Genomic DNA, 25,179 nt, shown 5'->3' on the forward strand with positions numbered 1-25,179 from the left:
CCGCCGTCAGGGCAAGCGTTCCGGAAGCCTCCGTTGAAACCCTGTCCGGTGCCCTTAAATCTGTTCCACCTTCACCGAGTCCACCGGATAAAACGCCAGGTATCCCTTGATCTCGGCCATGGCGGAAACCGGGTCCTCATAGCTCCAGACCGCGTTTTCGGTCACCGAGGATTTGTTGACGATGGAAAAGTGCGTCGCGTCACCCTTGCCGGCGCAATGCGTCACCTTGTCGGTCTGGTCCAGAAACGCCATCGCAACATCGCCGCGCGGAAAGTAAATCACCGGAGCTTTGTCGCCTTCGTGCAGTTCCAGCGCGTTGCTCGTTTCGCCCAGAATCGCACCGCCCGAACGGACAGTCCATTTGCCCGGTGCTTTTTGGATCGTGATCTCAGTCATCTCTGGTCCTTCCGTCGACGTATTGGGGCCTCTCCTCTGCCCGTTCTATGTAACAGGCGGGTGTCAGATCGGCGCAGTTGCGGCATCCAACCACAGTTGCGCGTCATGTCCCAGCCTTGGGCGGATTTTTTCCGCGACGTCGCGATGATAGGCGTTCAGCCAGCCGCGCTCGTCAGGCGTCAACATATCCACCATGATCAGCCTGCGGTCAATTGGCACAAATGTCAGGGTGCGCCAGCACAGCATCGCGCGTTCCGCATCGCCACCGGGCAGGGCCGGAGCTTCTTCCACCACCACTAGGTTTTCAATGCGGATGCCAAAAGCGCCCTCGCGGTAATATCCCGGCTCATTCGACAAGATCATGCCGGGTTGCAGCGGGACATGGCTGACCTTCGACAGGCGTTGCGGCCCCTCATGCACGCTCAGATAGGCCCCGACGCCGTGTCCGACACCATGGTTGAAATCCTGCCCCGCCGCCCATAGCGGCGTGCGGGCCACGCATTCGATATCGCGCCCGGCCAGCCCTGCGGGCCAGCGCAGCATCGACATGGCAATCATGCCCTTCAGCACGCGGGTGAAGCAGGTCTTTTCCTCCGCCCCGACAGAGCCGATGGCAAGCGTCCGCGTGATATCGGTGGTGCCATCCAGATATTGTCCGCCACTGTCCAGCACCAGCAGATGACCGTCCTGCAACCGGCTGTCGGTCTCGTCCGTCACGCGGTAATGCATGATCGCGCCGTTCGGACCCGTCCCGGCAATGGTATCGAACGAGATATCCTGCAACACATTGTCCCTGCGGCGGTTTTCTTCCAGCCGCGTGACCACCTGCGTCTCGGACAGGCTGCCGGGGGGCTGTGCGTCCAGCCAGCACAGGGTCTCGACCACCGCCACCGCATCGCGCAAATGCGCCTCGGCGCTGCCCGCGATTTCGGCCGGGTTCTTGCAGGCCTTGGGCAGGGCACAGGGGTCGCCGCCATCCACCATGGCATCGCCCAACGCGTCCGCCACGATCTGCGGCACCGTGCTCAGGTCCACCTGTACCGCACCGTCCAGCGCTGCCACCGCGTCCAGAAACTCCGCAGGGTTGTGCACCGTCACCTTCGGGTCCAGATGATCCTGCACCTCCAACAGTTTTGCCGCTGCCATGAACAGATCGACCCGGCCGTCGTCATGCAGGGTCGCAAACCCGTGGGCCACGGGGTTGTAAGCGATATCCGACCCCCGAACGTTCAGCAGCCACATGATCGAATCCGGCAACGTGATCACCGCGGCCTTTCGCCCGGCCTGCCGCAGGTCTGCGGCCAGTCTGGCAATCTTGCTGTCAGCGGTTTCGCCCGCAAACTCGATCGGATGCGCCTTGACGGCCTGCATCGGCGGTTCAGGCTGATCCGCCCAAATGCGGTCCACCAGATTGCCGCAGCGCACCAGTTCGATGCCTGCGCCCTCAAGCTCGCCCAGCGTGGACGAGATCTGCCCTGCCGCGTGCAACCACGGATCAAAGCCCACCTTACCACCACCGGGCAACTGCGCTTTCAGCCATGTACTCAGGCTGATATCAGGCCACGGCACCGGCGTGAACACATCCGCGACCTGCGCCTTGACCTGCGTGCGATACCGCCCGTCGATGAACACACCAGCCATGCCGGTCAGCGCAGCACAGAACCCGGCCGATCCCGTAAACCCGGTTAACCAGGCCAGACGCTCATCCCGCGGGGCCACATACTCGCCCTGATGCGCATCCGCACGCGGGATCAAAAACCCGTCCAACCCTTCGCGCACCAGCTCAGCGCGCAACGCAGCCAGACGCGGCGGCCCCTGCTCGGGCCGCGCGGTCACCTCAAAGGATTGGAACATACTACACCTCCCTCAGCCGGGCGGTCGAAATCGCCGCCTTTTCATCTTTTGGGAAATACTCCCGCCGGAGGCAAGGCCAGCCTAGCTGACCTTCTTCATCCCCATCACCCGCGCCCGCGCGCGCGGATCACTGTCGAACAGGGCCGCCAGTTGTTCCGTCATCGCACCGGCCAGCTGTTCCACATCGGTGATTGTCACCGCACGGTCGTAATACCGGGTCACATCATGACCGATGCCAATCGCCAGCAGCTCGACCATTTTGCGCTTTTCCACCATGGCAATCACATCGCGCAGGTGCTTTTCCAGATAGTTGGCGGGGTTCACGCTCAGGGTTGAATCATCAACCGGAGCCCCATCCGAAATCACCATCAAAATCTTGCGCTGCTCGCGCCGCGCGATCATCCGGCGATGCGCCCATTCCAGCGCCTCACCGTCGATGTTTTCCTTCAGCAGGCCCTCTTTCATCATCAGGCCCAGATTGGGCCGCGCCCGCCGCCACGGCGCATCGGCGCCCTTGTAGATGATGTGGCGCAGGTCGTTCAGACGGCCGGGTTGCTGCGGGCGGCCATCGTTCAGCCATGCCTCGCGCGCCTGTCCGCCTTTCCACGCCCGCGTGGTAAAGCCCAGTATCTCGACCTTCACATTGCAGCGTTCCAGCGTCCGCGCCAGAACATCGGCACAGATGGCCGCGATCGAGATCGGACGCCCCCGCATCGACCCCGAATTGTCCAGCAGCAGCGTGACAACCGTATCGCGGAACTCGGTGTCTTTTTCGACCTTGAAACTCAGCGGAGTGGTGGGGTTGGCGACAACGCGCGCCAGACGGCCCGCATCCAGAATGCCTTCCTCGCGGTCGAATTCCCAACTGCGGTTCTGTTGCGCCTGCAACCGGCGCTGCAACTTGTTGGCAAGGCGCGAAACCGCCCCTTTCAAAGGCTCAAGCTGCTGATCCAGATAGGCCCGCAGACGTTCCAGCTCGGCCGGTTCCGCCAAATCCTCAGCGGCAATCTCTTCATCATGCGTGCTCAGATAGACTTTGTAATCCGGATCGGCCTCGGATGCGGGCGGCGGGGCAGGCGGCTCCAGCGGCGCTTCGCCATCAGGCATCTCGGCCTCGTCACCCAGCTCATCCTCGGCCATCTCATCCATCGAGACCTGCGCCTGAGATTGATCCTGCTGCTCTTCCTGCGTCTGCTCAGGCGTCGCATCCGCGTCCTGCTCGTCCTGATCATCCTGACCGGTGCTGTCGGGATCGGGTTGTTCCTCGGCGTCGTCCTCGGCCTGATCCTCCTGCTCGTCGTCCAGCTCGTCGGGGTCATCGCCCAGCTGGTCGCCATAGCCCAGATCCTTGATCATCTGCCGCGCGAACTTGGCGAACTCCGCCTGATCCGACAGCACGTCATCAAGGTTTTCCAACACGCCACCGGCCTGTTCCTCGATGAACCCGCGCCACAGGTTCATGATATTCTCGGCCGCAGGCGGCAGATCGCGCCCGGTGGCCAGATGCCGGATCAGATATCCCGCCGCCACCGACAAGGGCGCGTCGGCAGGCTGCTTGCACTGGTCATATCCGCGCCGGATCGCCTCATGCCCGATCTTGACGTCGATATTGCTGGCGGTGCCGGGCATATCCCGCGCGCCCATCGCCTCGCAGCGCGCCGTTTCCATCGCCTCGTACAAGTCCCGCGCCATATCCCCCGGAGGCGCATAGCGCGCATGGGTTGCGTCATCATGATACCGGCGCTGCAACGCCAAAGCGTCCGCCGTGCCGCGCGCCAGCAGAACCTCTTCCCGCGTCATACGCCGAGACACCTGCGGCAGCCGCATCGACTCACCCGACAGGCCCGATGGATCGACCGTGTACGAGATGTTCAGCTCAGGATCATCAGCCATGACCTTGGTGGCCTCGGCCAGCGCTTTCTTGAACGGATCAGCGGGGTTGTCGTTGGGTTTGCTCATCAGGCAGGTCCGGTCTTGTTCTGTCCCGGCAACCTAGTGCTATTCAGGGGCCTTGACCATAGGGCCAACCCCCTTTTCCCATCGAACCAGCACACCTGTACAGCAGGTTCTTATGCAATCAGATGCACTTGCCCCATTTAACTTATAGTCCCAGCTAATCACTCACCAGTTGGGAGATACTCAGGTAGCGAAACTTCCTGGGTGTTTTTCGAGTAGAAATCGCGACCATACTTAATAGTGATAGCGTGCGTGAATTCCGCACATGCAATTGTGTGGGCAGCGAGAAGTCTGCCTTCGTGAACATTGTAAGGTTCGCCATCGTTAAGTTTGATTGGTGCCCAGTAGGTTTCGCCTTGGCTTCGCCAGTTTTTTTCCCAGCCGAGTGCTACTTTTTGCGCATCTGCTAAAACCGACATTCCTCCTATGGCCTCAAGTATCCAGTCGGCGGGTAGGTTGGTCTGAACTGTGTCGCCAAAGTAGATTTCGCGTGGCTTGGAGGACAAGTTGGCTATCTCCGAACCAACTAGTCCAGCTAGTGCGTTGGCATAGTTCACAGCCACACAGTGTTTGATCTTCTCGATTTCTGAAGCACCGGTCGGAAAAACGCTTGAAGATAGTTCGGCGTGCGCCAGAGTGGGCAACGAAATTAACGCTGCACCTATCGTTAGTCGTATCACCAATTAGCCCAAGCTCGCGCTCGCGGCGCTCTCCGGCAGCTCTTCATCAAAACAGCGCTGATAGAACTCGGCCACGGTCTGACGTTCCAACTCGTCGCACTTGTTCAGGAACGACAGGCGGAACGCATAACCCACATTGCGGAAAATCTCGGCATTCTGGGCCCAGTTGATCACGGTTCGCGGGCTCATAACCGTCGACAGGTCGCCATTCATGAAGGCGGTCCGGGTCAGGTCGGCCACGGTGACCATCTGGCTGACGGTCTTGCGGCCCTCGGCGGTGTTGTAATGCGGCGCCTTCGACAACACGATCATCGTCTCGGCGTCATGGCTCAGATAGTTCAGGGTCGAGACCAGCGACCAGCGGTCCATCTGCGCCTGGTTGATCTGCTGCGTGCCGTGATACAGACCCGTGGTATCGCCCAGACCCACGGTGTTTGCAGTGGCAAACAGGCGGAAACACGGGTTCGGCGTGATGATCTCATTCTGGTCCAGCAGGGTCAGCTTGCCATCATGTTCCAGCACCCGCTGGATCACGAACATCACGTCGGCACGGCCCGCGTCATATTCGTCGAACACGATGGCGACGGGGTTGCGCAGGGCCCAGGGCAGGATGCCCTCGTGGAATTCGGTCACCTGCTTGCCGTCGCGCAGTTTGATCGCGTCCTTGCCGATCAGGTCGATCCGGCTGATGTGGCTGTCCAGGTTCACGCGCACAGCGGGCCAGTTCAGGCGGGCGGCGACCTGCTCGATATGGGTCGATTTGCCGGTGCCGTGATAGCCCTGAATCATCACCCGGCGATTATGGGCAAAGCCCGCCAGGATCGCCAATGTTGTCTCGGGGTCAAACTTGTAGGTCGGGTCGATGACGGGCACACGGTCGGTGGCTTCGGCAAACCCTTTGACCTTCATATCCGTCTCAATGCCAAATACGTCACGGACCGAGATATCTTCGGTGGGTTTTGCGTTTACATCGATCGATCCGTCAGCCATTCGCCTTGTCCTTATCCTTTGGCCCGTATTGCCGGGTTTGAACCCGTGTGTGGTGCAACATATTGCGGGCAAGGGCAAGGGAAAGCCGCCCGCTCGGAAAGGTGAGCAGGTTTTTCTTTCAAACTGGCCCTATTGACGCGCGGGTGATCCTCAACTGCGACGGGTACAAGGCACAGATCACGCCGCGTTTCTCAATGACAGCGCGGCCTGATCGGATGCAGATGCCGAACCATGTGTCCGAAATGCTGCATGCAGGTGGGCATTCGGCAAACTATATGTTGTGGAAAGTGACCTTATCAGACATATAAAATGGTCTTATGGGGCGTTTTATAAGTGATCGGGTGTTGGTGAAACGGGAATGCCGGGTGCGGCTCCGTCTGCAATGTTGCTCTGGGTCGAGTGATCAGCAGGCGTCGATATCTGCCAACATGGCCTTGGTGACGCCAGGTGGCATTTAGCGTTCTTCTCCATACGGCCAAGACAACGGGCCAGAACGATCTCATCGTCCAGAACACGACACAATCCGCGATCATCAGCGGATCGATGGTGTCGTTTGACGGGGGCGCGACTTTCCAGCCTTACACCTATCTGGGGCAAGGAAACTACCGCGGAACCGGGGAAACCGGAGAATTCATTCAGGTCGGCGGGCAAATCTACGCCTGGGATGCCAATAACCCAACCGGTCCGATGACCACTGGCAACTGGAAAATCACCCCGAGTGATCTGAACCCGACCGATCCGCCCTGTTTTGTTTCGGGCACCCTGATCGAAACGGATCGCGGCCCGCGCCCGGTCGAAGATCTGACCGTGGGCGACCGGGTTTGCGTGGCCGGTGGGACCCCGCTGCCCATCGAATGGATCGGCAAACGAACACTCAGCGCGCAAATCCTGCGCGTCTGGCCCCAATTCAACCCGGTCTGCATCCGGCGCGATGCGTTGGGCAAGGGTCTTCCCGACAGGGATCTTTACCTTTCTCCGCAACACCGCGTCGTTCTGGGGGGCTGGCGGGCCGAGCTTTATTTTGGCGCGCCAAGCGTGTTCTGCGCGGCCATTCATCTGGTCAACGATGATACCATCCGGCAGGTGACGACGGACGAGGCGGTGACATACTACCATATCGCCTGCGCCGAACATGTGATCCTCACCTCGCACGGTCTGCAAAGCGAAAGCCTGTTTCCGGGCGACATGGCGCTGAAATCACTGCACCGCGACGATGTAGAGGAACTGCGCGCGCTCTTTCCGGGGTTGCTTTCAGACGCAGGACCGCCCTCCCAAACGCACCTAAGCTGCCTGACCGGGCGCGAGGCGCGCGCGTTGCGAGACGTGTTCGCAGATTAGTCCCGCGTTGCGGAAATCGTGGCGCCACTGATAGGCGCGCGTACCCCGACAATACCTCGCTGTTGGATGCTATAGTGCAGTAGTTGCTAATCAGGGACCAATCAAACATGGATTGACGTCTTCATCCGCCGGGGATCACACCGGCATGGCACAGGTTTCAAGACCCGCTCATCCCACCCATTGCCCAATCGGCATGGGTCTCGATAACACTGGCTACGGCCAGCGCCTTTTCCGCGATATCCTCCGGTGTGACCTCGGCGAACGCGATGCGGGTCATCCTGTCGTGCATCGCTTCCGAGGTGTAGAACTCAAAGGCCCGCGTATTGCCGGGGCTGTTCCAGAATGCGGTAATCCAGATCGAGTCCCGCCCCGGAACGCAATATGCGCACCAATCGCGCCACAGGCGCAGCACCAATTCGGTATCCGGGCTTGCGGCGACCTGTTCGAACAGCGACTCCAGCGGCCACCCCGCCAGGGCGAACATGCACAGTGTATCGTCCAGACAGCCGCGTTCCCGTGCCATCTCGCGTTTCAGATACGCGCGCTGGAACCGGTCCAGAACCCGCCATTCCTCGGGTGACCAGTTCTTCGGGTTGCCGGTTTCATACCGGTTCAGGCTCACCTCCAGCCCAACGCTGGCAGGGTCTTCGTCCACGGCCAGAATCTCAAGGATCCGGGGCAGCAGGTACCCCCATGTGTCGCGGGCTATCCCCGCAGGATCACAAGCGGCAAAGAACCAGTCCTGGACGTAATGCAGGGGAAGCTCGGCAATGGGCGGCGTAAAGAAATCCGCCTCAATGTCGGCGTCCATGCAGCAGCCTTCGCAAACCTCGATGCTGCTCGGCTTTGGATAGGCAAAAACCCGGTACGCATCGCTGATGATGTCAGAAAACGGATGATCCGGCGGGATCTTGGCTTTTGGCGGGTTCTGCTCTTTGCGTGCCACGGTCCTTGCATCCAAAACTGTTCTGCCGGGGCAGGGTCCCGTCAGTGTCATCCCTGAACGCTACGAAACCCGGATCGTTGCGTAAAGCTGTGGTCGCGTGGTCAAAGCGAAAACCAAAGCTCGTCCTTGCGAAAACCACCTTTCACAAGGCGATCCGCTTTCAACACATCCGGAAACTCGTCCTCCCAGTCACGGAACCTGTCATTTGTCACGATACGTGCCTTGCTGTCGCGCGCCGCCTGCAAGATCAGCGGATCTGCCGGCGTGCCTTTGGGCGCGACCATGACCCGTTTGGCCCGCAAGCCCAGGGCGCGGCTCAGCGCCCGGTCGTTCATGTATTCCCCTTCGACCTTGTACCCGACATTCGCATCGAACACGACGCCCGGTTTGAACCCGGCTTGCTTCAGGCTGGCCAGAACCTGCCGCAACGTAGCCAGATCCGGTGCGCCGTCTTTCCAGTGCATCACGTTCGACCCGTCCACGATGATCCATGTGTTGGCCCTGCGCCAGCCGAACCAGGCCCGGATCAGAAGGATCGTACTGGCGAACACACAAAGCAGGGCCAAAAGGAACAGCCAGTCCATCTCGGTTGGATAGAACTGCGCCACGACCAGCCCGCAAAGTGAGGCAAGCAGCAAAAAGAAAGGCATACGCACAGCGGTTGCTCCGGGAAAAGCACTGTTTCAATTCCCACTACTATTGCGGGAATTGAAACAGGTTTCCAGACAGCATCCTCACAATCCGTTCAAACTGTGTAAACAGCTGGCGACTGACGGCGGCCCTACTTGAAATTCCGGCTGTCCTTGATCTGGTCCCAGGCCCAGACGACCTCTTGCAACTGCTCTTCCTGCGACCGGTCGCCGCCGTTCATGTCCGGATGCAGCACCTTGATCAGCTTCTTGTACGCCTTGCGCACTTCGGTTTTGGACCAGCTGTCATGGGCTTCCAGAATCTCGATTGCACGGCGTTCAGTGGGGGGCAGGCGACGTCCGCCACCACCCGAGGTGCGCCCCTTGTTCTGCGTGCTGTTGGCGCCCAGAACCTGATGCGGGTCCTCAATGCCCAGACGGGCCCAGGCGCGCGCCTCCGGGTCTCCCATCGGCTTGGTCTCACGTTCCCAAACCTTGTCCTTCGAGCGTTGCGCGTTCAGCTCGGCCTCAGTGGTGCCATCGAAGAAGTTCCACTTCTGGTTATACTCACGCACGTGCTGCTGGCAGAACCAGAAATAGTCATCCAGAACATCCGGTGCCTTTGGCGCGCGGAACTTGCCCGGCTCGTCACACCCGTCGTGATCGCAGATCCGGACCGAGGTCTCGGACGCGCCCGACATGCCCCGGCGCCCACGCGGGTTCTTTTTCTTGGCGCTGGAAACGGACATATCGAATCCGAAGGGGTCTGATTTCGCCATGCTCTATCCTCACGAACGCATCTTTTCGACTCGGAGGCAGCAGTTTAGTCTAAGCAGCCGAAAGTAGAAGAGGGGGGCGGCAAAAATTTTGCCGCTGAGCAAAAAAATGAGCGTGACCGACGAAATCCGAACCCGCCTGCAAGCCGCCTTTGACCCGCATGAACTAGACGTGATCGACGACAGCGAAAGCCATCGCGGCCATGCAGGCCACAGGGAAGGCGGCGAAAGCCATTTCAACGTCCGCATCCGCGCCGCCGCATTCGCCGGTCAATCCCGCGTCGCCCGCCACCGGGCCGTGCACAAGGCGCTGGGCGATATCGTGCCCCGCATCCACGCGCTGGCGCTGGATATCGGAACCTGACGCTGCGCCCTATTCAGCGCTCATCTGTGCCGACGGGGTCGAGGCCGAGATCGCATATTCCTCATCCGTCATGACGTCTTCGATCCCCTCGAACAGAGGCGTCGACAGATAACGCTCGCCCGTATCCGGCAGCATCACCAGCATGACCGATCCTGGCGCTGCGGTTTCGGCCAGTTTCATCGCCACCGCAAAGGTCGACCCGCCCGAGATGCCAGTGAATATCCCCTCTTCCGAGGCCAGGCGGCGCGACCATTCAATCCCTTGCGGCCCCGGAACAGGGATCAGCTGGTCGTAATAGGAATTGTCGATGGCTTCCTGAAGGACCCATGGAATGAAATCCGGCGTCCAGCCCTGAATCGGGTGGGGCTCGAAATTGGGGTGGCTTTCGGTGGGCTGGTGATCGTCGTTGCGCGTGTTCACATAGCCTGACGACACGATGGCGGCATTAGCTGGTTCGGTCAGGATAATTTTCGTATCGGGCCGCTCTTTGCGCAACATGCGCGACACCCCGGCGACCGTGCCACCGGTGCCATAGCCCGTCACCCAGTAATCCAGCTGCTTGCCTTCGAAATCCGCAAGGATTTCCCGCGCGGTCGTATTCTCGTGAATATCGGCATTGGCGGCAGTCTCGAACTGGCTGGCCAGAAACCACCCGTTTTCCTCGGCCAGTTCCTTGGCCTTGGTATACATGCCGAACCCCTTTTGTGCCTTGGGGGTCAGAACAACCTTCGCGCCCAGAAAGCGCATCAGCTTGCGCCGCTCGACCGAAAAGCTTTCGGCCATCGTCACAACCAGCGGATATCCCTTGGCCGCACAGACCATGGCAAGCCCGATCCCGGTATTGCCCGATGTCGCCTCGACAACCGTCTGGCCGGGTTTCAGCCGCCCATCCCGTTCTGCCGCCTCAATGATATTCAGCGCCAGCCTGTCCTTGACCGACCCCGCCGGATTGAACGCTTCGAACTTCACATAAACGGTCACATGCTCCGGCGCGATCCGGTTGATCCGGATACAGGGCGTGTCGCCGACTGTATCAAGGATGCTGTCATACAGGCGTGCCCGCCCCTGTGTCTGCCGAATACCCATTTCAAAGTCCCTCCCGGTTGTCCAGTTAACATGCCACAGATTTCGCTGGGTTGATAAGCACATATCGCGCCCGCAGCGCCAAACCTGCCCGCGGGCGGGCTGCTCAAACTGCGGTGCACACCGTGTTGCAGGTGTAACCGCACGTCAAACCCTGATCCGTCTCAGGCGTCTTTCTTGTCGCCCGCGGTGTCAGTGTCCTGGTCAACCTGTTCCCGGCTTTTCAACGACAAAGGCGGCTCATTCGCGTCTTCCGAAATTGGTTTCGGCGCGGCCACCACATCGGGGCCGGGGATCGGTTGGGCCAATGGGGTGTCGTCAAACTCGGGTACGTCTCCGATCACCGACGCATCGACTTCCTCGGCCACGACCCGCCGGAACACCAGCACATTGCGCCAGTTTGTGGTCGATCCGGTCAGGCCCGAGCGTTCCTCGCTGGGCAGCAGCTCGGCGCGCTGGTATTCCCAGCCGTCCTGCGCCATCTGGTTCAGAACCTGTTCGACCGAGACCGCAAAGCGGCCCTCGGCCGTTTTCACGCCCTTGGCTTTCACGCCCTTTTGCGGCGCGGGGACGACCTTGTATTCAAAAAGCTGCATCAAGTGTTCCTAAATACCTGTTCGCGCCAACTTACCACGCTGACCCCCGGGTGAAAGAGCCGTCGCCCGACCGGCGGTTATCAGCCCTGATTATTGCCGCCAGCCTGTGCCGCCTTTGTCACAACCGACAGGCACAGCTCGGTCGCCACTGCCATGTCCTGTACCGAAATCCACTCCAGTGGCCCGTGAATGCACTGCATTCCGGTGAACAGGTTGGGGCAGGGGGTACCGAACTCGGTCAGGCGCGACCCGTCGGTGCCGCCGCGGATCGGGACCGACAGCGGCTCGATCCCCAGCTCGCGACAGGCGTCGCGCGCCAGATCAACAGGTGTCATGTCGTTTTCCAGCCAATAGCGCATGTTCCGGTATTGGTGGCTGATGTCGCAGGTGATGGTCGCGCGCGGTTCCGTGGCCTGCACGGCGGCACAGACCTGCCGTACGATGTCACGTTGCGCCTCAAGGCCCTCCATCTCGAAATCGCGCAGGATCAGCTTGATTTCCATCTCGGACGATCCGCCGCTCATGTCGGTGACATGGATGAACCCGTCGCGGCCATCGGTTGTTTCGGGCGTCATGGTGGCCTGCGGCAAAGTCTGCACGATCTTCGCCGCCAGATGGGCTGCGTTCACCATCTTGTCCTTGGCCAGTCCGGGGTGGATCGATACCCCCTCGATCCGGATCACGGCACGGTCGGCCGAAAAGCTTTCATATTCGATCTCGCCCACTTCGGCACCGTCCAGAGTATAGGCGAAATCCGCCCCCAGATCCTTGGGCAGCTGTTCGGTAACGCCGCGCCCGATCTCTTCATCCGGGGTAAAGGCAATGCGGATAGGCCCGTGCGGGATATCCGGGTTTTCGATCAGATGCCGGGCCATAGTCATCAGGATCGACACCCCGGCCTTGTCATCCGCGCCCAGCAGGGTGGTGCCCGATGCCGTGATCAGATCATGTCCGATCTTTTCGGCCAGATAGGGGTTCTCGTCCGGAGACAGCACCAGATCCGGGTCGTCCGGAAAGGAAATGTCGCCACCGTTATACCCCTTGATCACCCGCGGCTTGACGCCCGTTGCATTGAACTGGGGGGCCGTATCCACATGCGCAAGAAAGCCCACCGTCGGGCCGGGTGCGGTGCCGGGGATGGTCGCGACGACCACGCTGTCACCCGTCAGCGTCACATCCTTGGCGCCGATCTCGGTCAGTTCCTGCTTCAGCAGGTTCAGCATGTCGAACTGTATCGGGGTGCTCGGCGTGGTCGCCGAGGTCTCGTCGCTCTGACTGTCGATCGCCGCGTAACGCACCAGCCGATCTTCGAGTTCCTGATCAAATCTGTTCTGCATGATACCTCACCTCTCTGGGTCGGAAGAAAGGGTGCAATCACAGGCGAAGTCAAGCCGATGAGCTGACCCCATTTCTTAAGAAATCGTGGAAATCTGATTGTACAAACCTGACAATTGCCACTGGCAGGCTTGTACAAAATGTAAGGTTCAGGAACTCAGCTTCTTGCTGACCAAATCGTTAACGGCCTTCGGGTTGGCCTTGCCGCCGGTCGCTTTCATCACCTGACCCACGAACCAGCCAGCCAGCTTGGGGTTTACCTTGGCCTTTTCGACCTGGGCCGGATTGGCCGCGATGATCTCGTCCAGTGCGGCCTCGATCGCACCGGTGTCGGTGACCTGTTTCATCCCGCGATCCTCGACGATCTGCGCCGGATCACCGCCTTCGGTATAGACGATTTCAAACAGGTCCTTGGCGATCTTTCCCGAGATAGCATCAGAGGAAATCAGGTCGATAATCCCACCCAGCTGCGCCGGAGAAACCGGCGAATCCGTGATGTCGTGGTCTTCTTTTTTCAGACGTCCGAACAGCTCGTTGATCACCCAGTTCGCGGCCAGTTTGCCATTGCGGCCCTGCGCGACTTCTTCGAAATAGGCCGCCGATTCAACTTCGGCAGTCAGTACCGAGGCGTCATAGTCGGTCAGGCCGAACTCACTGATAAAGCGCGCTTTTTTGTCGTCAGGCAGCTCTGGAAGATGGGCGGCGATATCGTCCACCCATGCCTGTTCGATCTCCAGCGGCAGCAGGTCAGGATCGGGGAAATAGCGGTAATCATGCGCTTCTTCCTTGGACCGCATCGACCGGGTTTCGCCCTTGTCTGGATCATACAGGCGGGTTTCCTGCTCGACCTTGCCACCGGCTTCGACAATGGCGATCTGGCGGCGGGCTTCGACCTCAATGGCCTGCTGGATGAACCGCATCGAGTTCATGTTCTTGATCTCGCAACGGGTGCCTAGATGCGAAAAGTCCTGTGTTTTCTGATACTTCTCATAAGCGCCCGGCAAACAGATCGAGACGTTCACATCCGCCCGCAGGTTGCCGTTCTGCATGTTGCCGTCACAGGTGCCCAGATAGCGCATGATCTGGCGCAGCTTGGCAATGTATGCAGCGGCCTCTTCCGGCCCGCGAATATCAGGGCGGCTGACGATCTCCATCAGGCAAACACCGGTCCGGTTCAGGTCGACAAAGGACATGTGCGGGTCCATGTCGTGGATCGATTTGCCGGCGTCCTGCTCCATGTGAATGCGTTCGATCCGCACCATGCGCGCAGTGCCGTCACCCATCTCGACCAGAACCTCGCCTTCGCCCACAATCGGATGATAAAGCTGGGAAATCTGGTAACCTTGCGGCAGGTCAGGGTAGAAATAGTTCTTGCGGTCAAAGGCCGATTTCAGATTGATATCCGCCTTCAGGCCCAGCCCGGTGCGCACTGCCTGTTCCACGCAGAACTCGTTGATCACCGGCAGCATTCCCGGCATTGCCGCATCCACGAAAGCCACGTTCGAATTCGGCTCGGCCCCGAATTTTGTGGACGCGCCCGAGAACAGCTTGGCATTGGATGACACCTGCGCATGCACCTCCATCCCGATCACCAGTTCCCAATCGTGCTTGGCCCCGGCAATGGTTTTGGGTTTGGGCATTTCGTATGTCAGGTCGAGCATGGCGCGCCTCATTTCCGCAGAAGTCTAAACCTGCGTATTAGGCCCGGCAGGGCCTAGGGGCAAGGGGGAATCCTGACGCGTTCAGTTCTTGGAAAACTGCAGACCGGACGGTGTGAAGGTTACATCCTTACCGCTGCGTAGTTCATCCCGGAACAAATCCGAGATGGCGCGCAGCGCGTCGCGCTGACCGCGCGCAGCAAACCGCTCGGGCGAGTTGATGCGGACCGAGTTGTTGAACCCGTTGGCGGCATGGGCCCAGATCAGGGGGTGAAGCTCGGTCAGGTGATCGCGGATCAGCCAGTTTGCGGTGTCGCGCATTTGGGCGCGGACATTGTCTGCCTTTTCGTTCAGCCCGCGACCATTCTGAATGGTGATTGCACAATAGGCCGACAACATATTGATCATCTGCTGGTCAGGGCGCAGGCCTACGATATCGCGCAATCCTTCAAGGAAATATTCGACATCGACCTGCGCGCAGGCCTCTTCGTCCAAAGCGATGGCATCGAATTGCACCCACGTATATCCACCTGCGCCCCAGATATCCTGTGTCCGGACGGCATTGCGCAAGGCCTGCAATTCAAGTTCTGCGTAGCTGCCGAACCACCGGGGCAAAAGATGGCTGCCCATCGCGCGCATGTGACGCTGATTGCGCGGGTCCAGTGTGATCAGGCGCTCGTACTCATCGGCAACGCGGGCGTTTGACTTGCGCTGCCCGGCCAACAGGGCACAACCGGCGGCCGCAATCAGAGGGCTGTCCGGTGCATCCGCCTTGCACTTGGGCAGGATCGCAGCGGCCCGGTCGAAATGAGCGGCACAGCGCGAACGGTGCAAGGGCGGCAAGGCCGTGTCCGCGGCATTCCCGCGCCAGGCCCAGGCCAGGTCGATATGGGCCAACGCCACAACGGCAGCGATCATCGGATCACCGGGGTTGTCTGACAACTCGCCTTCCAGTTCCGAAATACCACCCAGCAAATCGTAATCGGATATGGCCTTGCCGTCCGACAGCGCATGTTCCGCAGCCAGAACCACGTCAGATCTGGCCCCGAACGCCAAAAGATCGGCAATCGGCATACCATCCGACACGGCAGCACGATCCTGATCCGCTGCACGCATTTCATCGGACAACTCGGTCCAGCGATCCTGTCTGGCCAGATAGCGCCCATGTTCGATTGTAGAATGTCCAATCAGATTGTCGCAATTCGACGTTGCAACAGGAATGTTGAGCTGCCCATGTTCAGGCAGGGCAGCGGCCAGCGCAGATTTCGTTGCGCACAGATCTTCTGAGGCGTCCGTGGGATTGGATATGGGCTGGGCAAACAGCGCCCTTAACGACCGAAACATGGTAAAACTCAAAACTGTAAAAACACTTAACTGAGTCTGAAGTCTGGCGAGGTATCAGGCTCAATTCAAGTAATTTGCTTAATAAACTTTGTTTTTTGTGTCCAATGCGCCCTTAGATCACGCAGTGTTTCAGAAAACAGTGAAATGATGACGGTTTACGCGAAAACCTGCCTGTTTCAGAATGGTTTCCAGATCCCGATGCGGCGGCAGAGACTCATCTGGCAGCCGGATTCGTTTCCCGGATTTCAGGACGATGGATACGCGAACGGAGAAGTCCCACCGGGTGTCAAATCGGAAATGGTCGATATCCCGCATCGGGATATCTCCCTTACGATTGCCCGTGAACCAGCGCACCGCATCCCGGTCCAGATGCACGCCAGCGCTGGTGTTCTGGATCACGTCCCAGATCGCGGGGAGAGTGGCAAGAGACAGCAGGCCGACAACCCACCAAGCGGCGTCGAGCAGGATGACCAGCGCCAGCAGTGCCACGTAGACAATAGCCAGAATGATCAGTGTTCGTGTGTTCCGGTTGCGGCGGGTAAAGCTGTAGGGTGTCATGCGCCGAGGATGCGGGATACCATTTCCGTCGTGTCGCGCGACAGGTTCGGCGTTTCCGCAATGCGAGAAAGCTGCGTGCGCATCAGGTTCTGACGCCCGGTGTCGTACCGTTTCCAGGCCTGGAAGGCAGAACACATCCGTGCCGTGGTTTGCGGGTTCACAGGATCAAGGCGGATCAGCCAATCGGCCAGCAGGCTGTACCCGGCGCCATCCGACTGGTGGAACCCCGCGTGGTTCATCGCCAGAGCGCCCATGACAGCGCGGAACCGGTTCGGGTTCTTCCAGTTGAAATCGGGATGCCCGGTCAACGTCTTTGCCGTTTCCGGTGTCGCCTCGGGTGCGGCCATGGTCACCTGCAAGCCAAACCATTTGTCCATGACCAGCCGGTCATGATGCCATTGGTCATAGAAGGCGGCCAGCTGCGCCTCGCCCTTGCGGGCGCGCAGCAGGCAGGACAGGGCTGTCAGTTGCAGGGTCATGTTATCCGCGTTGGCATACACATTGGCCGCCATTGCCCCCCCGTCCAGCCGAGAGGTCAGCGCCAATGCCGCGCTGCCAAGGGCGCGTTTGCCGGATTGCTCGGCATCCGGGCTGTAGGGGCCATCAACCAACGCCTCGCTGTGCAGGCGGGGCAGCAGATCCTGCACGTGCTGTGCCGTGGCCTGCCGCAGCGTTTCGACCGCCGACCAGATTGCCATCGGATCGGGCGTCTGGCCGCGTTCATGCAACGCCGCAGCCAGTTCGGATTGCGTCGGCAGCCCAAGCATCAAGGCGCGATAGGCCGGGTCCAGCGTGTCGTCGCGCAGCACAGCCAGCAGCCCGTCAAGGTAATCGGCGTCCGGGGTTGCCTCGTCCAAGATCATCCGCAGCAAGGTGTCTTGCGCCAGCGATCTACCAGCCTGCCAGCGGTTGAACGGATCTGTGTCATGCGCCAGCAGAAACGCGCGTTCGGCGTTTGAATGATCGTGTTCCAGAATGACCGGTGCCGAGAAATCGCGCAGGATCGAGGCTGTGGGTTTTGTCGCAAGCCCGGTGAACTGAAAACTCTGCTCGGCCTCTGTCAGTTCCAGCACTTCTGTCGTGCGGACCTCATCCCCGTTTGGCCCCAGCAGGCCAACAGCGACCGGGATCACCTGGGGCAGTTTCTCTGCCTGACCCGGTGTGGGATCGGTGCGCTGTTTCAGCGTCAGGGTATAGGTCCCGTCGGCCCAATCTTCAGATACGGTCAAACGCGGTGTGCCCGACTGGCTGTACCAACGTTTGAACTGGGTCAGGTCGCGGCCCGTGGTGTCTTCGAACACTTTCAGCCAATCCTCGATCGTGCAGGCCTGCCCGTCATGGCGGTCAAAATAGAGGTCCAGCGCCTTTGCATAGGCCTCATCCCCGACCAGCCGCTTTAACATGCCGATGACTTCGGCACCTTTTTCGTAAACCGTGGCCGTGTAGAAATTGTTGATTTCCTGAAAGCTTTCGGGCCGGACCGGGTGCGAGAGCGGGCCGTTATCCTCGGGGAATTGCCGCGCGCGCAGGTCGATGGCGTCGTGAATGCGTTTCACAGGGCCCGAGCGCATGTCGGATGTGAACTGTGCATCGCGGAAGACGGTCAGACCTTCTTTCAGACACAGCTGGAACCAGTCGCGGCAGGTGATGCGGTTGCCCGTCCAGTTGTGAAAATACTCATGCGCGATGATCGCCTCGATCCGTTCGAAATTGGCATCGGTCGAGGTTTCAGGACTGGCCAGAACAGCCGAAGAGTTAAAGATGTTCAGCCCCTTGTTTTCCATCGCGCCCATGTTGAAGTCATCGACGGCGACGATGTTGAAGACGTCCAGATCGTATTCCCGGCCATAGACATCTTCGTCCCATTTCATGGACTTCTTCAGCGCCTCCATGCCGAAGGCGCACTTGCCCTCATCCCCCGGACGCACCCACAGGTTCAACGCCACATCCCGGCCTGATCTGGTGGTGAACCGGTCGGGATGGGCCAAAAGATCCCCAGCGACAAGCGCAAACAGATAAGCAGGCTTGGGCCACGGGTCGGTCCATTCGGCCCATCCTTCGCCTTTGCCCGAAGGGTTGCCATTCGACAGCAGAACCGGCAGGTCGCCATTGATACGCACGGTAAAGGTGGACATGACATCGGGGCGATCCGGGTAATATGTGATCTTGCGGAAACCTTCTGCCTCGCACTGGGTGCAATACATGCCGTTCGACATATAAAGCCCCTCCAACGCCGTGTTGTTGCCCGGATCGATCTCAACTTCGGCTTCCCAGATGAACGGAGCGTCGGGAACATCGGCGGTCAGGCCCTTGTCCGTGACGTCAGGCGAAACTTCGGATCCGTTGATGGACGCGCGGATCAGGTTCAGATCCTCGCCATGCAGGAAAAAGGTGCGATCGGTCGCGTCGGGATTTGGACGAAACGCGATACGCGACGTGACCCGTGTTGCATGTGCGGACAGATCGAAGGTCAGGTGTACGCTGTCCAGCAGATAACCAAACGGAGTGTAGTCTTTCAGGAAGATCGTGGTGGGGGCAGCGTCGCGCATGGGGGCCTCGCATCGGTTCGTGTCTGGCGCGACGTTAGGGGCATCGTTCCAGAGCTGCAACTGGCCCCCGCCATTCCCTTGTTGTTTTTGAAACAGCTTCCCTTCGATCCGAATAACCCTAACGCAAAGTCGAAAGTTGCCTATCGGAAACTTTCGGCCTAAGTCACTTACGCATACAATGGCACACAATCGCGGAGAGCAGGAAGATGAGTCGCAGACAAACCCTGAGCGGGCTGCAGATCGATCCAATACTGGCAGAGTTTATCGAGACGCAGGCATTGCCGGGTACGGGTGTGTCGGCACAGGATTTCTGGGCGGGTCTGGCGCGACTGGTGTCTGAACTGGGGCCGAAGAACCGCGCGCTTTTGGCCAAGAGGGCCGATATTCAAGGGCGCATCGACAGCTGGCATATAGCGCGCAAGGGGCAGAGCATTGATCCCACTGACTATCAGGCTTTTCTAAAGGAAATCGGTTATTTGGTCGAGGAAGGCGACGGGTTTCAGATCGACACGACGCATGTCGACCCCGAGATTGCGCTGACGCCGGGTCCGCAACTGGTTGTGCCGATCACCAACGCGCGCTTTGCGCTGAACGCGGCGAACGCGCGATGGGGCAGCCTGTATGATGCGCTTTATGGCACCGATGCGATAGGCGATCTGCCAACAGGCGGTGAGTATGATGCGGCGCGCGGTGCACGGGTGATAGTCTGGGCGAAAGCCTTTCTGGATGACTCTGTACCTCTGGCTGGTGGGTCTTGGGTCGACGTGTCGGGACTGCATGTCGAAGAAGGTGTTCTTTCCCCAGCACTGGCAAACCCTGCTCAATTTGTTGGTTTCGGTGGCGCGGCAGACAAGCCGGATTTTGTGCTTCTGAAAAACAATGGTCTGCATATTCAGATCATGATCGATCCGACTGGCGCCATCGGCGCCACTGATCGCGCAGGTATCGCCGATGTCCGGCTGGAATCCGCCCTTTCAACGATTATGGACTGCGAGGACTCGGTCGCTTGTGTTGATGCAGCGGATAAGGTCGTGGCCTATGGCAACTGGCTGGGCCTGATGAAGGGTGATCTGACCGAAGACGTCACCAAGGGCGACACCACATTTACCCGCAAGCTGGCAGAGGATCTGACCTTCACTACACCGACAGGTGAGCAGGCGACCTTGAAGGGTCGTTCGCTGATGCTGGTGAGGAATGTCGGCCACCTGATGATGAACCCGGCCGTTCTGGATGCTGAAGGGCGCGAGATTGGCGAAGGGTTGATGGACGCGCTCTGCACCACTCTGATCGCAATGCATGACCTGCGACGGGATGGGGGTAACTCAGTCGAAGGGTCGGTCTACGTGGTAAAGCCCAAGATGCACGGGCCGGAAGAGGTTGCCTTTGCGGTCGAGATTTTCGACATGGTCGAAGACATCCTTGGCTTGCCGCGCAACACCGTAAAGCTGGGGATCATGGATGAGGAACGCCGCACGTCGGTGAACCTGAAAGAGTGCATTCGCGCCGCGAAATCGCGCGTGGCTTTCATCAATACCGGTTTTCTGGATCGCACTGGCGATGAAATTCACACTTCGATGGAGGCTGGGCCGATGCTGCCCAAGGGCGACATCAAGAACACGCCCTGGATTGCGTCTTATGAAGACCGCAACGTCGATATCGGTTTGGCCTGCGGCCTGAAAGGCAAGGCGCAGATCGGCAAAGGCATGTGGGCGATGCCGGACCGGATGGGCGATATGCTGGAGCAAAAGATTAGCCATCCGCAATCTGGCGCCACCTGCGCCTGGGTGCCGTCGCCTACAGCTGCAACGCTGCACGCCACACATTACCACAAGGTCAACGTACTGGCCCGTCAGGACGAGATCGCAGCGGCGGGTGCCCGAGGAACGCTTGACGATTTGCTGACCATTCCTCTGCTGGGGGGGCGCAATCTTGGTGAGGCGGAAATCTCGCGCGAGGTCGAGAATAATGCACAAGGCATTCTGGGCTATGTCGTGCGTTGGGTCGATCAGGGCGTAGGATGTTCCAAAGTCCCCGACATCAACGACATCGGGTTGATGGAAGACCGTGCGACCTGCCGGATTTCGTCTCAGGCGCTGGCCAACTGGTTGCATCATGGCATTGTCGACGAGGCACAGGTGATGGCTGCGATGCAGAAAATGGCGGCCGTCGTGGATCGCCAGAATGCAAGTGATCCGGGTTATGTCCCGATGGCGCCGGGCTTTAACGGAATTGCTTTTCAGGCGGCTTGTGACCTTGTGTTCAAAGGCCGTGTGCAGCCCTCGGGCTACACCGAGCCGGTCCTGCACGCACGCCGTCTGGAATTGAAGGCAGCCACAGCGTAAAACGAAGGGGGCGATCCGCCCCCTTTCTTCTTTCGACATGCAGACACAGGAATGCACATGGAAGTTTCCCTTCGCAAAGCCCGCACCATTATCCGCAAAGCGCTTGAGAAAGGCCGCGAGATGGAGCTGAAGCCACTTTCGGTGGTTGTTCTGGACGCAGGCGGCCACGTCATCGCGTTCGAGCGTGAGGATGATGCAGCACCGGGCCGCTTTGCGATTGCGCATGGCAAGGCATATGGCTCTGTCATGCTGGGCATGGCGGGCACGGCACAGATGCAACGGGCCGAGGCGCAAGCCTACTTTATGGCGGCTGTAAACGGAGTGTATGGCGGGCAGGTCGTACCAGTTCCGGGCGGGGTCTTGATACGGGGTCGAAAGGGCGACGTGATCGGTGCCGTTGGGGTAACCGGCGACACGTCAGAAAACGATGCTGCCGTTGCGATGGCGGGAATTGAGGCCGCTGGGTTGGACGGCGAGATTTAAGTCCGACCATTGAGAGCAGCTCCGTCAAAGCAATGACTTGGCGCATGTTTCCGACTTGAAGTTTTAGGCGGGGAAAACGAGCCGTGACTTGACTGATCGCGGGGGGTATTTGTGCACCCCTGAACACGTCCCTGCGCTGTCACGCAGGAGGTGTATTCTTGCACGACTGTGAAGCTGCGGTTAGCTTCCTTTTCAAGGGGATGTATAACAAGGAAAGCGGAATGTCTCGACCCGTTGTTGGTATTATCGGCAACTCATACCTCATGAACGATCAATACCCGACCCATGCAGGGGGGACGATGAATTCGGACGCTGTGGCGAACGTATCGGGATGTTTGCCGCTGCTGATCCCCGCCGATCCCCGTTATGTGTCGGTTGAGGAGTTGCTGGAGGTTTGCGACGGCTTTCTTCTGACCGGCGGTCGCCCCAATGTGCATCCCGAAGAATATGGTGAACCGGCTACCGAGGCGCATGGAGAGTTTGACCGCGCGCGTGACGCGATCACCCTGCCGCTGGTTCGGGCCTGTGTGGAACGGGGTCAGCCGTTTCTGGGCATTTGCCGCGGATTTCAAGAGGTCAACGTGGCCATGGGCGGAACACTCTATCCGGAAATTCGTGATCTGCCGGGGCGGATGAACCACCGGATGCCGCCCGATGGTACACTTGAGGAAAAATTTGCGCTGCGCCACGTGGTGAAACTGACGGAAAACGGTGTGTTCCACGACTTGTTTGGTGCGCAGGAGGTCATGACAAACACGCTGCACGGGCAGGGGATCAAGTGCATCGGACAGCGTGTGGTGATCGATGGGCATGCGCCGGACGGAACGCCCGAGGCGATCTACATCAAGGACGCGCCCGGATTTACGCTGTCCGTGCAATGGCATCCCGAATGGGATGCGATCAACGACCCGGTTTCACGCCCCTTGTTCGAAGCCTTCGGCATGGCTGTGCGGGGATGGGCGGCGGGGATTGCCTGTCAGGCAGTTCAGAAATCAGCCTGACTAGGGCACCGGACCGTGCGGGCGCGCGACGGACCGGTGCAGGGGAAGGTAAATGGCAATCAGACCAGCAGGTTGAACTGATTGACCAGCGGCAGGCTGCGCGCACGTTTTCCGGTTAAATCAAACAGAGCGTTACCCAGTGCGGGCATCGAGGGGGGGGTGCCGGGCTCACCAGCGCCGCCCATATGGCGATTGGTCTCCAGAACGCGCACCTCGACTTGTGGCGCAGTATGCATACGAAGGGCGTCATAGTCGGGAAAGTTGAACTGCTCGACTTCCCCGTCGGCAAAGGTGATCGCGCCGAAACACGCAGCCGACAGGCCATACATCATGCCGCCAAACATCTGTGCCTTGACGTTTTCCGGGTCCAGCGCCAGCCCCATGTCGCAGGCGATCCAGGCCTTGTGGATGCGGATGGCACCGTCTTCGTCGACCACTTCGATAACCTGAGCCACCGGAGTGCCGAAGCTGTAGGTGAAGGCTACGCCACGGCCCACACCGTCAGGTGTTTTTCCGGTCCAGTTGGACATTTCCCTGACCGCCTCCAGACATCCAGCAGACGGGGCATGTTCGGTTCTCATCAGCTCTAGCCGGAAGTCCAGCGGGTCGCGCCCTGCGGCATGGGCCAATTCGTCCATGAAGGTCTCGTGGAAAAAGCCGTTGTGGCTGTTGCCGACCGAACGCCAGAAGCCCACCGGGACAGCCAGATCAGCGACGTGGCCGCTCATCCAGTAGTTTGGCACGGCGTAAGGCTGGTTGAAGAACCCTTCGACCAGCACTTTGTCGGGTCCGCCTCCGGGGAAGCCGGTGTAACGCTCGACCGCCTGTTGCGTGCAGGACTGCGCTGCAACCTTGCCGTCAATAAGAACCGCCTTGCCGTCCTGAACAGCGCCGCGCATCCGGGCGATGGCGCCGGGGCGGAAGTAGTCATGGCGCATGTCTTCTTCGCGGCTCCAGGTTGTCTGGACCGGTGTGCCAGGCATGGCCATGGCGACCTTGGTGGCGATTTCCCCGAAATCCAGTTCGCCCCGGCGGCCAAACCCACCCCCCAGATAGGTGGTGTGAATCTGAACAGCCTCAGTGTCCAGATTTGCGGTATTCGCAACGCGAAAACGGATCAGCGTCGGGGCCTGATTGCCGCACCACAGATCCAGAGCGTTTCCGGTATAGAGCGCGGTGGCATTCATCGGCTCCATCGTGGCGTGCGCCAGATAGGGCACTTGGTATTCGGCAGTGACCTGGGTTGCGCCATCCGGCGTCACGCTGACATCGCCATCATCGCGCATGGTCGAGTTCGGCGCGCCGTCAAACGCCTCGGCAATCTTTGAGAAAATGCCATCGGTATCAGGTGGATATGGCGCATCGCCCCAGTCGATCTCAACAGCCTCAACCGCCTGATTGGCCAGCCATGTGTTGTTCGCGATCACGGCAACACCTGTGCCCAGATCAACAACCTTCTCGACCCCGGGCATGGATATTGCAGCACTGTCGTCAAAGCTGTTCATCGCGCCGCCAAGTTTGGGGTTCATGCGCACGGCAGCAAATTTCATACCGGGCAGGCGAACATCGATGCCAAACTCGGCAGTGCCTGTCACTTTGCCCACCATGTCCAGTCGCGGTTGTGTCCGTCCCAGATAACGCCATTCGGACGGGTCTCGCAAAGGTACCTCGACGGGTTCCAGTCCGGCCGCTTCCACTGCAAGATCGGTATAAGCGATCTTGTCACCGTTTGGCGTGATGACATGGCCTGAAGCTGTTTTCAGATCCGAGGGGTCGATACCCAACCGATCAGCGGCGGCGCGTTTCAGCGTTTCACGGGCCGAAGCACCGGCTTGCCGCATCCTCTCGAACCCGTCCTTCATCGAGGTGGAGCCGCCTGTGACTTGCAGGCTAAGGGCCTTGCCAAGAACCCCCAGAGCTTCACCTAAGTTGTGTTGGAAGTCCGAGATGTCGTAGCCCTTGTTTGGCAGTCCCTCGCCCATCATGGCTGAGTTGTAATAGGCGGCGGCTGCTGGACCGTGCAGAACGGTGATCTGATCCAGATCGACGTCCAGTTCTTCGGCGATCAGCGCGGCCCACGTGGTTTTCACGCCCTGTCCCATCTCGGCACGGGGCGCGAACAGGGTGATGCCATTCTGATCGATCAGCACGAAGGGGTTCAGGGCCGCTTCACCTTCTTTCGGTTTCAGCGGGTTGGGGGCAGGGCGGGTGACATAATACGCGCCAAAGGCGACGCCACCGACGATCGCGGCCGAGCCGATCAGGAACGTGCGGCGGATAATTTTGCCAACAGAAGCCATC

The 25,179-nt window shown here is 59.7% G+C and carries 22 protein-coding genes; 6 read left to right on the plus strand and 16 right to left on the minus strand.

Going from position 1 to position 25,179, the window contains the following annotated elements:
* Window positions 1-54: 54 nt before the first annotated feature.
* From ACR0CE_RS06785 to cobS, 5 genes are all read right to left on the minus strand, one after another.
* On the minus strand, window positions 55-396 hold the full coding sequence (locus tag ACR0CE_RS06785; protein ID WP_480831567.1) for a DUF427 domain-containing protein: 342 nt from the start codon (window positions 394-396) through the stop codon (window positions 55-57).
* Window positions 397-459: 63 nt separating this feature from the next.
* Window positions 460-2,250, minus strand: coding sequence for an aminopeptidase P family protein (locus ACR0CE_RS06790; protein ID WP_480831569.1), 1,791 nt, complete (start codon window positions 2,248-2,250; stop codon window positions 460-462).
* 81 nt (window positions 2,251-2,331) lie between these two features.
* Complete coding sequence (cobT, locus tag ACR0CE_RS06795; RefSeq protein ID WP_267363892.1) at window positions 2,332-4,209, minus strand: cobaltochelatase subunit CobT; 1,878 nt, start codon at window positions 4,207-4,209, stop codon at window positions 2,332-2,334.
* 158 nt (window positions 4,210-4,367) lie between these two features.
* Window positions 4,368-4,850: a hypothetical protein gene (locus tag ACR0CE_RS06800; protein WP_480826228.1), complete on the minus strand. Its 483-nt coding sequence runs from the start codon at window positions 4,848-4,850 to the stop codon at window positions 4,368-4,370.
* A 39-nt stretch (window positions 4,851-4,889) separates the two neighbouring features.
* Window positions 4,890-5,876, minus strand: a complete 987-nt coding sequence (cobS, locus tag ACR0CE_RS06805) for a cobaltochelatase subunit CobS (protein ID WP_209504507.1) — start codon at window positions 5,874-5,876, stop codon at window positions 4,890-4,892.
* A gap of 143 nt (window positions 5,877-6,019) precedes the next feature.
* Here cobS and ACR0CE_RS06810 point away from each other — a divergent pair, with 143 nt between their 5' ends.
* Both ACR0CE_RS06810 and ACR0CE_RS06815 read left to right on the plus strand, forming a co-directional pair.
* Entirely contained in the window at window positions 6,020-6,184 is a 165-nt protein-coding gene (locus tag ACR0CE_RS06810; RefSeq protein ID WP_480514522.1) for a hypothetical protein, read from the plus strand.
* Window positions 6,185-6,323: 139 nt separating this feature from the next.
* Window positions 6,324-7,214: a Hint domain-containing protein gene (locus ACR0CE_RS06815; RefSeq protein WP_480831571.1), complete on the plus strand. Its 891-nt coding sequence runs from the start codon at window positions 6,324-6,326 to the stop codon at window positions 7,212-7,214.
* A 157-nt stretch (window positions 7,215-7,371) separates the two neighbouring features.
* Here the strand turns inward: ACR0CE_RS06815 and ACR0CE_RS06820 are convergent, their stop codons facing one another.
* From ACR0CE_RS06820 to ACR0CE_RS06830, 3 genes are all read right to left on the minus strand, one after another.
* Entirely contained in the window at window positions 7,372-8,160 is a 789-nt protein-coding gene (locus tag ACR0CE_RS06820; protein WP_480831572.1) for a hypothetical protein, read from the minus strand.
* A gap of 101 nt (window positions 8,161-8,261) precedes the next feature.
* Complete coding sequence (locus ACR0CE_RS06825; RefSeq protein WP_480482335.1) at window positions 8,262-8,810, minus strand: NYN domain-containing protein; 549 nt, start codon at window positions 8,808-8,810, stop codon at window positions 8,262-8,264.
* Window positions 8,811-8,941: 131 nt separating this feature from the next.
* A complete protein-coding gene (locus tag ACR0CE_RS06830) occupies window positions 8,942-9,568 on the minus strand; it encodes a J domain-containing protein (RefSeq protein WP_480475989.1) in 627 nt (208 codons plus the stop codon).
* Window positions 9,569-9,674: 106 nt separating this feature from the next.
* On the opposite strand from ACR0CE_RS06830, the gene ACR0CE_RS06835 reads away from it, so the two are divergent.
* Complete coding sequence (locus tag ACR0CE_RS06835; protein ID WP_209597754.1) at window positions 9,675-9,929, plus strand: BolA family protein; 255 nt, start codon at window positions 9,675-9,677, stop codon at window positions 9,927-9,929.
* 9 nt (window positions 9,930-9,938) lie between these two features.
* On the opposite strand, the gene ACR0CE_RS06840 is transcribed toward ACR0CE_RS06835, so the two are convergent.
* The 7 genes from ACR0CE_RS06840 to pepN all read right to left on the minus strand — a co-directional run bounded on the left by ACR0CE_RS06840 (window position 9,939) and on the right by pepN (window position 19,052).
* Window positions 9,939-11,015 carry a PLP-dependent cysteine synthase family protein gene (locus ACR0CE_RS06840; RefSeq protein ID WP_480831574.1) on the minus strand — a complete coding sequence of 359 codons (1,077 nt, stop codon included), beginning with the start codon at window positions 11,013-11,015 and terminating at the stop codon, window positions 9,939-9,941.
* Between the two features lie 161 nt (window positions 11,016-11,176).
* Window positions 11,177-11,608 carry a DUF4177 domain-containing protein gene (locus ACR0CE_RS06845; protein WP_480557538.1) on the minus strand — a complete coding sequence of 144 codons (432 nt, stop codon included), beginning with the start codon at window positions 11,606-11,608 and terminating at the stop codon, window positions 11,177-11,179.
* A gap of 80 nt (window positions 11,609-11,688) precedes the next feature.
* Window positions 11,689-12,945, minus strand: a complete 1,257-nt coding sequence (pepT, locus tag ACR0CE_RS06850; RefSeq protein WP_480557536.1) for a peptidase T — start codon at window positions 12,943-12,945, stop codon at window positions 11,689-11,691.
* A 147-nt stretch (window positions 12,946-13,092) separates the two neighbouring features.
* Window positions 13,093-14,604: an Asp-tRNA(Asn)/Glu-tRNA(Gln) amidotransferase subunit GatB gene (gatB, locus tag ACR0CE_RS06855; RefSeq protein WP_480831577.1), complete on the minus strand. Its 1,512-nt coding sequence runs from the start codon at window positions 14,602-14,604 to the stop codon at window positions 13,093-13,095.
* An 81-nt stretch (window positions 14,605-14,685) separates the two neighbouring features.
* Window positions 14,686-15,945 carry a hypothetical protein gene (locus tag ACR0CE_RS06860; RefSeq protein ID WP_480831579.1) on the minus strand — a complete coding sequence of 420 codons (1,260 nt, stop codon included), beginning with the start codon at window positions 15,943-15,945 and terminating at the stop codon, window positions 14,686-14,688.
* A gap of 129 nt (window positions 15,946-16,074) precedes the next feature.
* Complete coding sequence (locus ACR0CE_RS06865; protein WP_480486259.1) at window positions 16,075-16,503, minus strand: hypothetical protein; 429 nt, start codon at window positions 16,501-16,503, stop codon at window positions 16,075-16,077.
* Window positions 16,500-19,052: an aminopeptidase N gene (gene pepN / locus ACR0CE_RS06870; protein ID WP_480831581.1), complete on the minus strand. Its 2,553-nt coding sequence runs from the start codon at window positions 19,050-19,052 to the stop codon at window positions 16,500-16,502. Before pepN ends, ACR0CE_RS06865 begins: the two co-directional genes overlap by 4 nt.
* A gap of 206 nt (window positions 19,053-19,258) precedes the next feature.
* Here pepN and ACR0CE_RS06875 point away from each other — a divergent pair, with 206 nt between their 5' ends.
* The 3 genes from ACR0CE_RS06875 to ACR0CE_RS06885 all read left to right on the plus strand — a co-directional run bounded on the left by ACR0CE_RS06875 (window position 19,259) and on the right by ACR0CE_RS06885 (window position 22,878).
* Window positions 19,259-21,394 carry a malate synthase G gene (locus ACR0CE_RS06875; RefSeq protein ID WP_480831583.1) on the plus strand — a complete coding sequence of 712 codons (2,136 nt, stop codon included), beginning with the start codon at window positions 19,259-19,261 and terminating at the stop codon, window positions 21,392-21,394.
* Between the two features lie 57 nt (window positions 21,395-21,451).
* Window positions 21,452-21,877, plus strand: a complete 426-nt coding sequence (locus ACR0CE_RS06880; RefSeq protein ID WP_480476007.1) for a GlcG/HbpS family heme-binding protein — start codon at window positions 21,452-21,454, stop codon at window positions 21,875-21,877.
* Window positions 21,878-22,098: 221 nt separating this feature from the next.
* Window positions 22,099-22,878 (plus strand): gamma-glutamyl-gamma-aminobutyrate hydrolase family protein, encoded by a 780-nt coding sequence (locus ACR0CE_RS06885; protein ID WP_480476009.1) that lies wholly within the window; start codon window positions 22,099-22,101, stop codon window positions 22,876-22,878.
* A 59-nt stretch (window positions 22,879-22,937) separates the two neighbouring features.
* On the opposite strand, the gene ACR0CE_RS06890 is transcribed toward ACR0CE_RS06885, so the two are convergent.
* A complete protein-coding gene (locus ACR0CE_RS06890) occupies window positions 22,938-25,178 on the minus strand; it encodes a xanthine dehydrogenase family protein molybdopterin-binding subunit (RefSeq protein ID WP_480831585.1) in 2,241 nt (746 codons plus the stop codon).
* Window position 25,179 lies beyond the last annotated feature (1 nt).

It is taken from the genome of Ruegeria sp. L11, assembly GCF_056531755.1.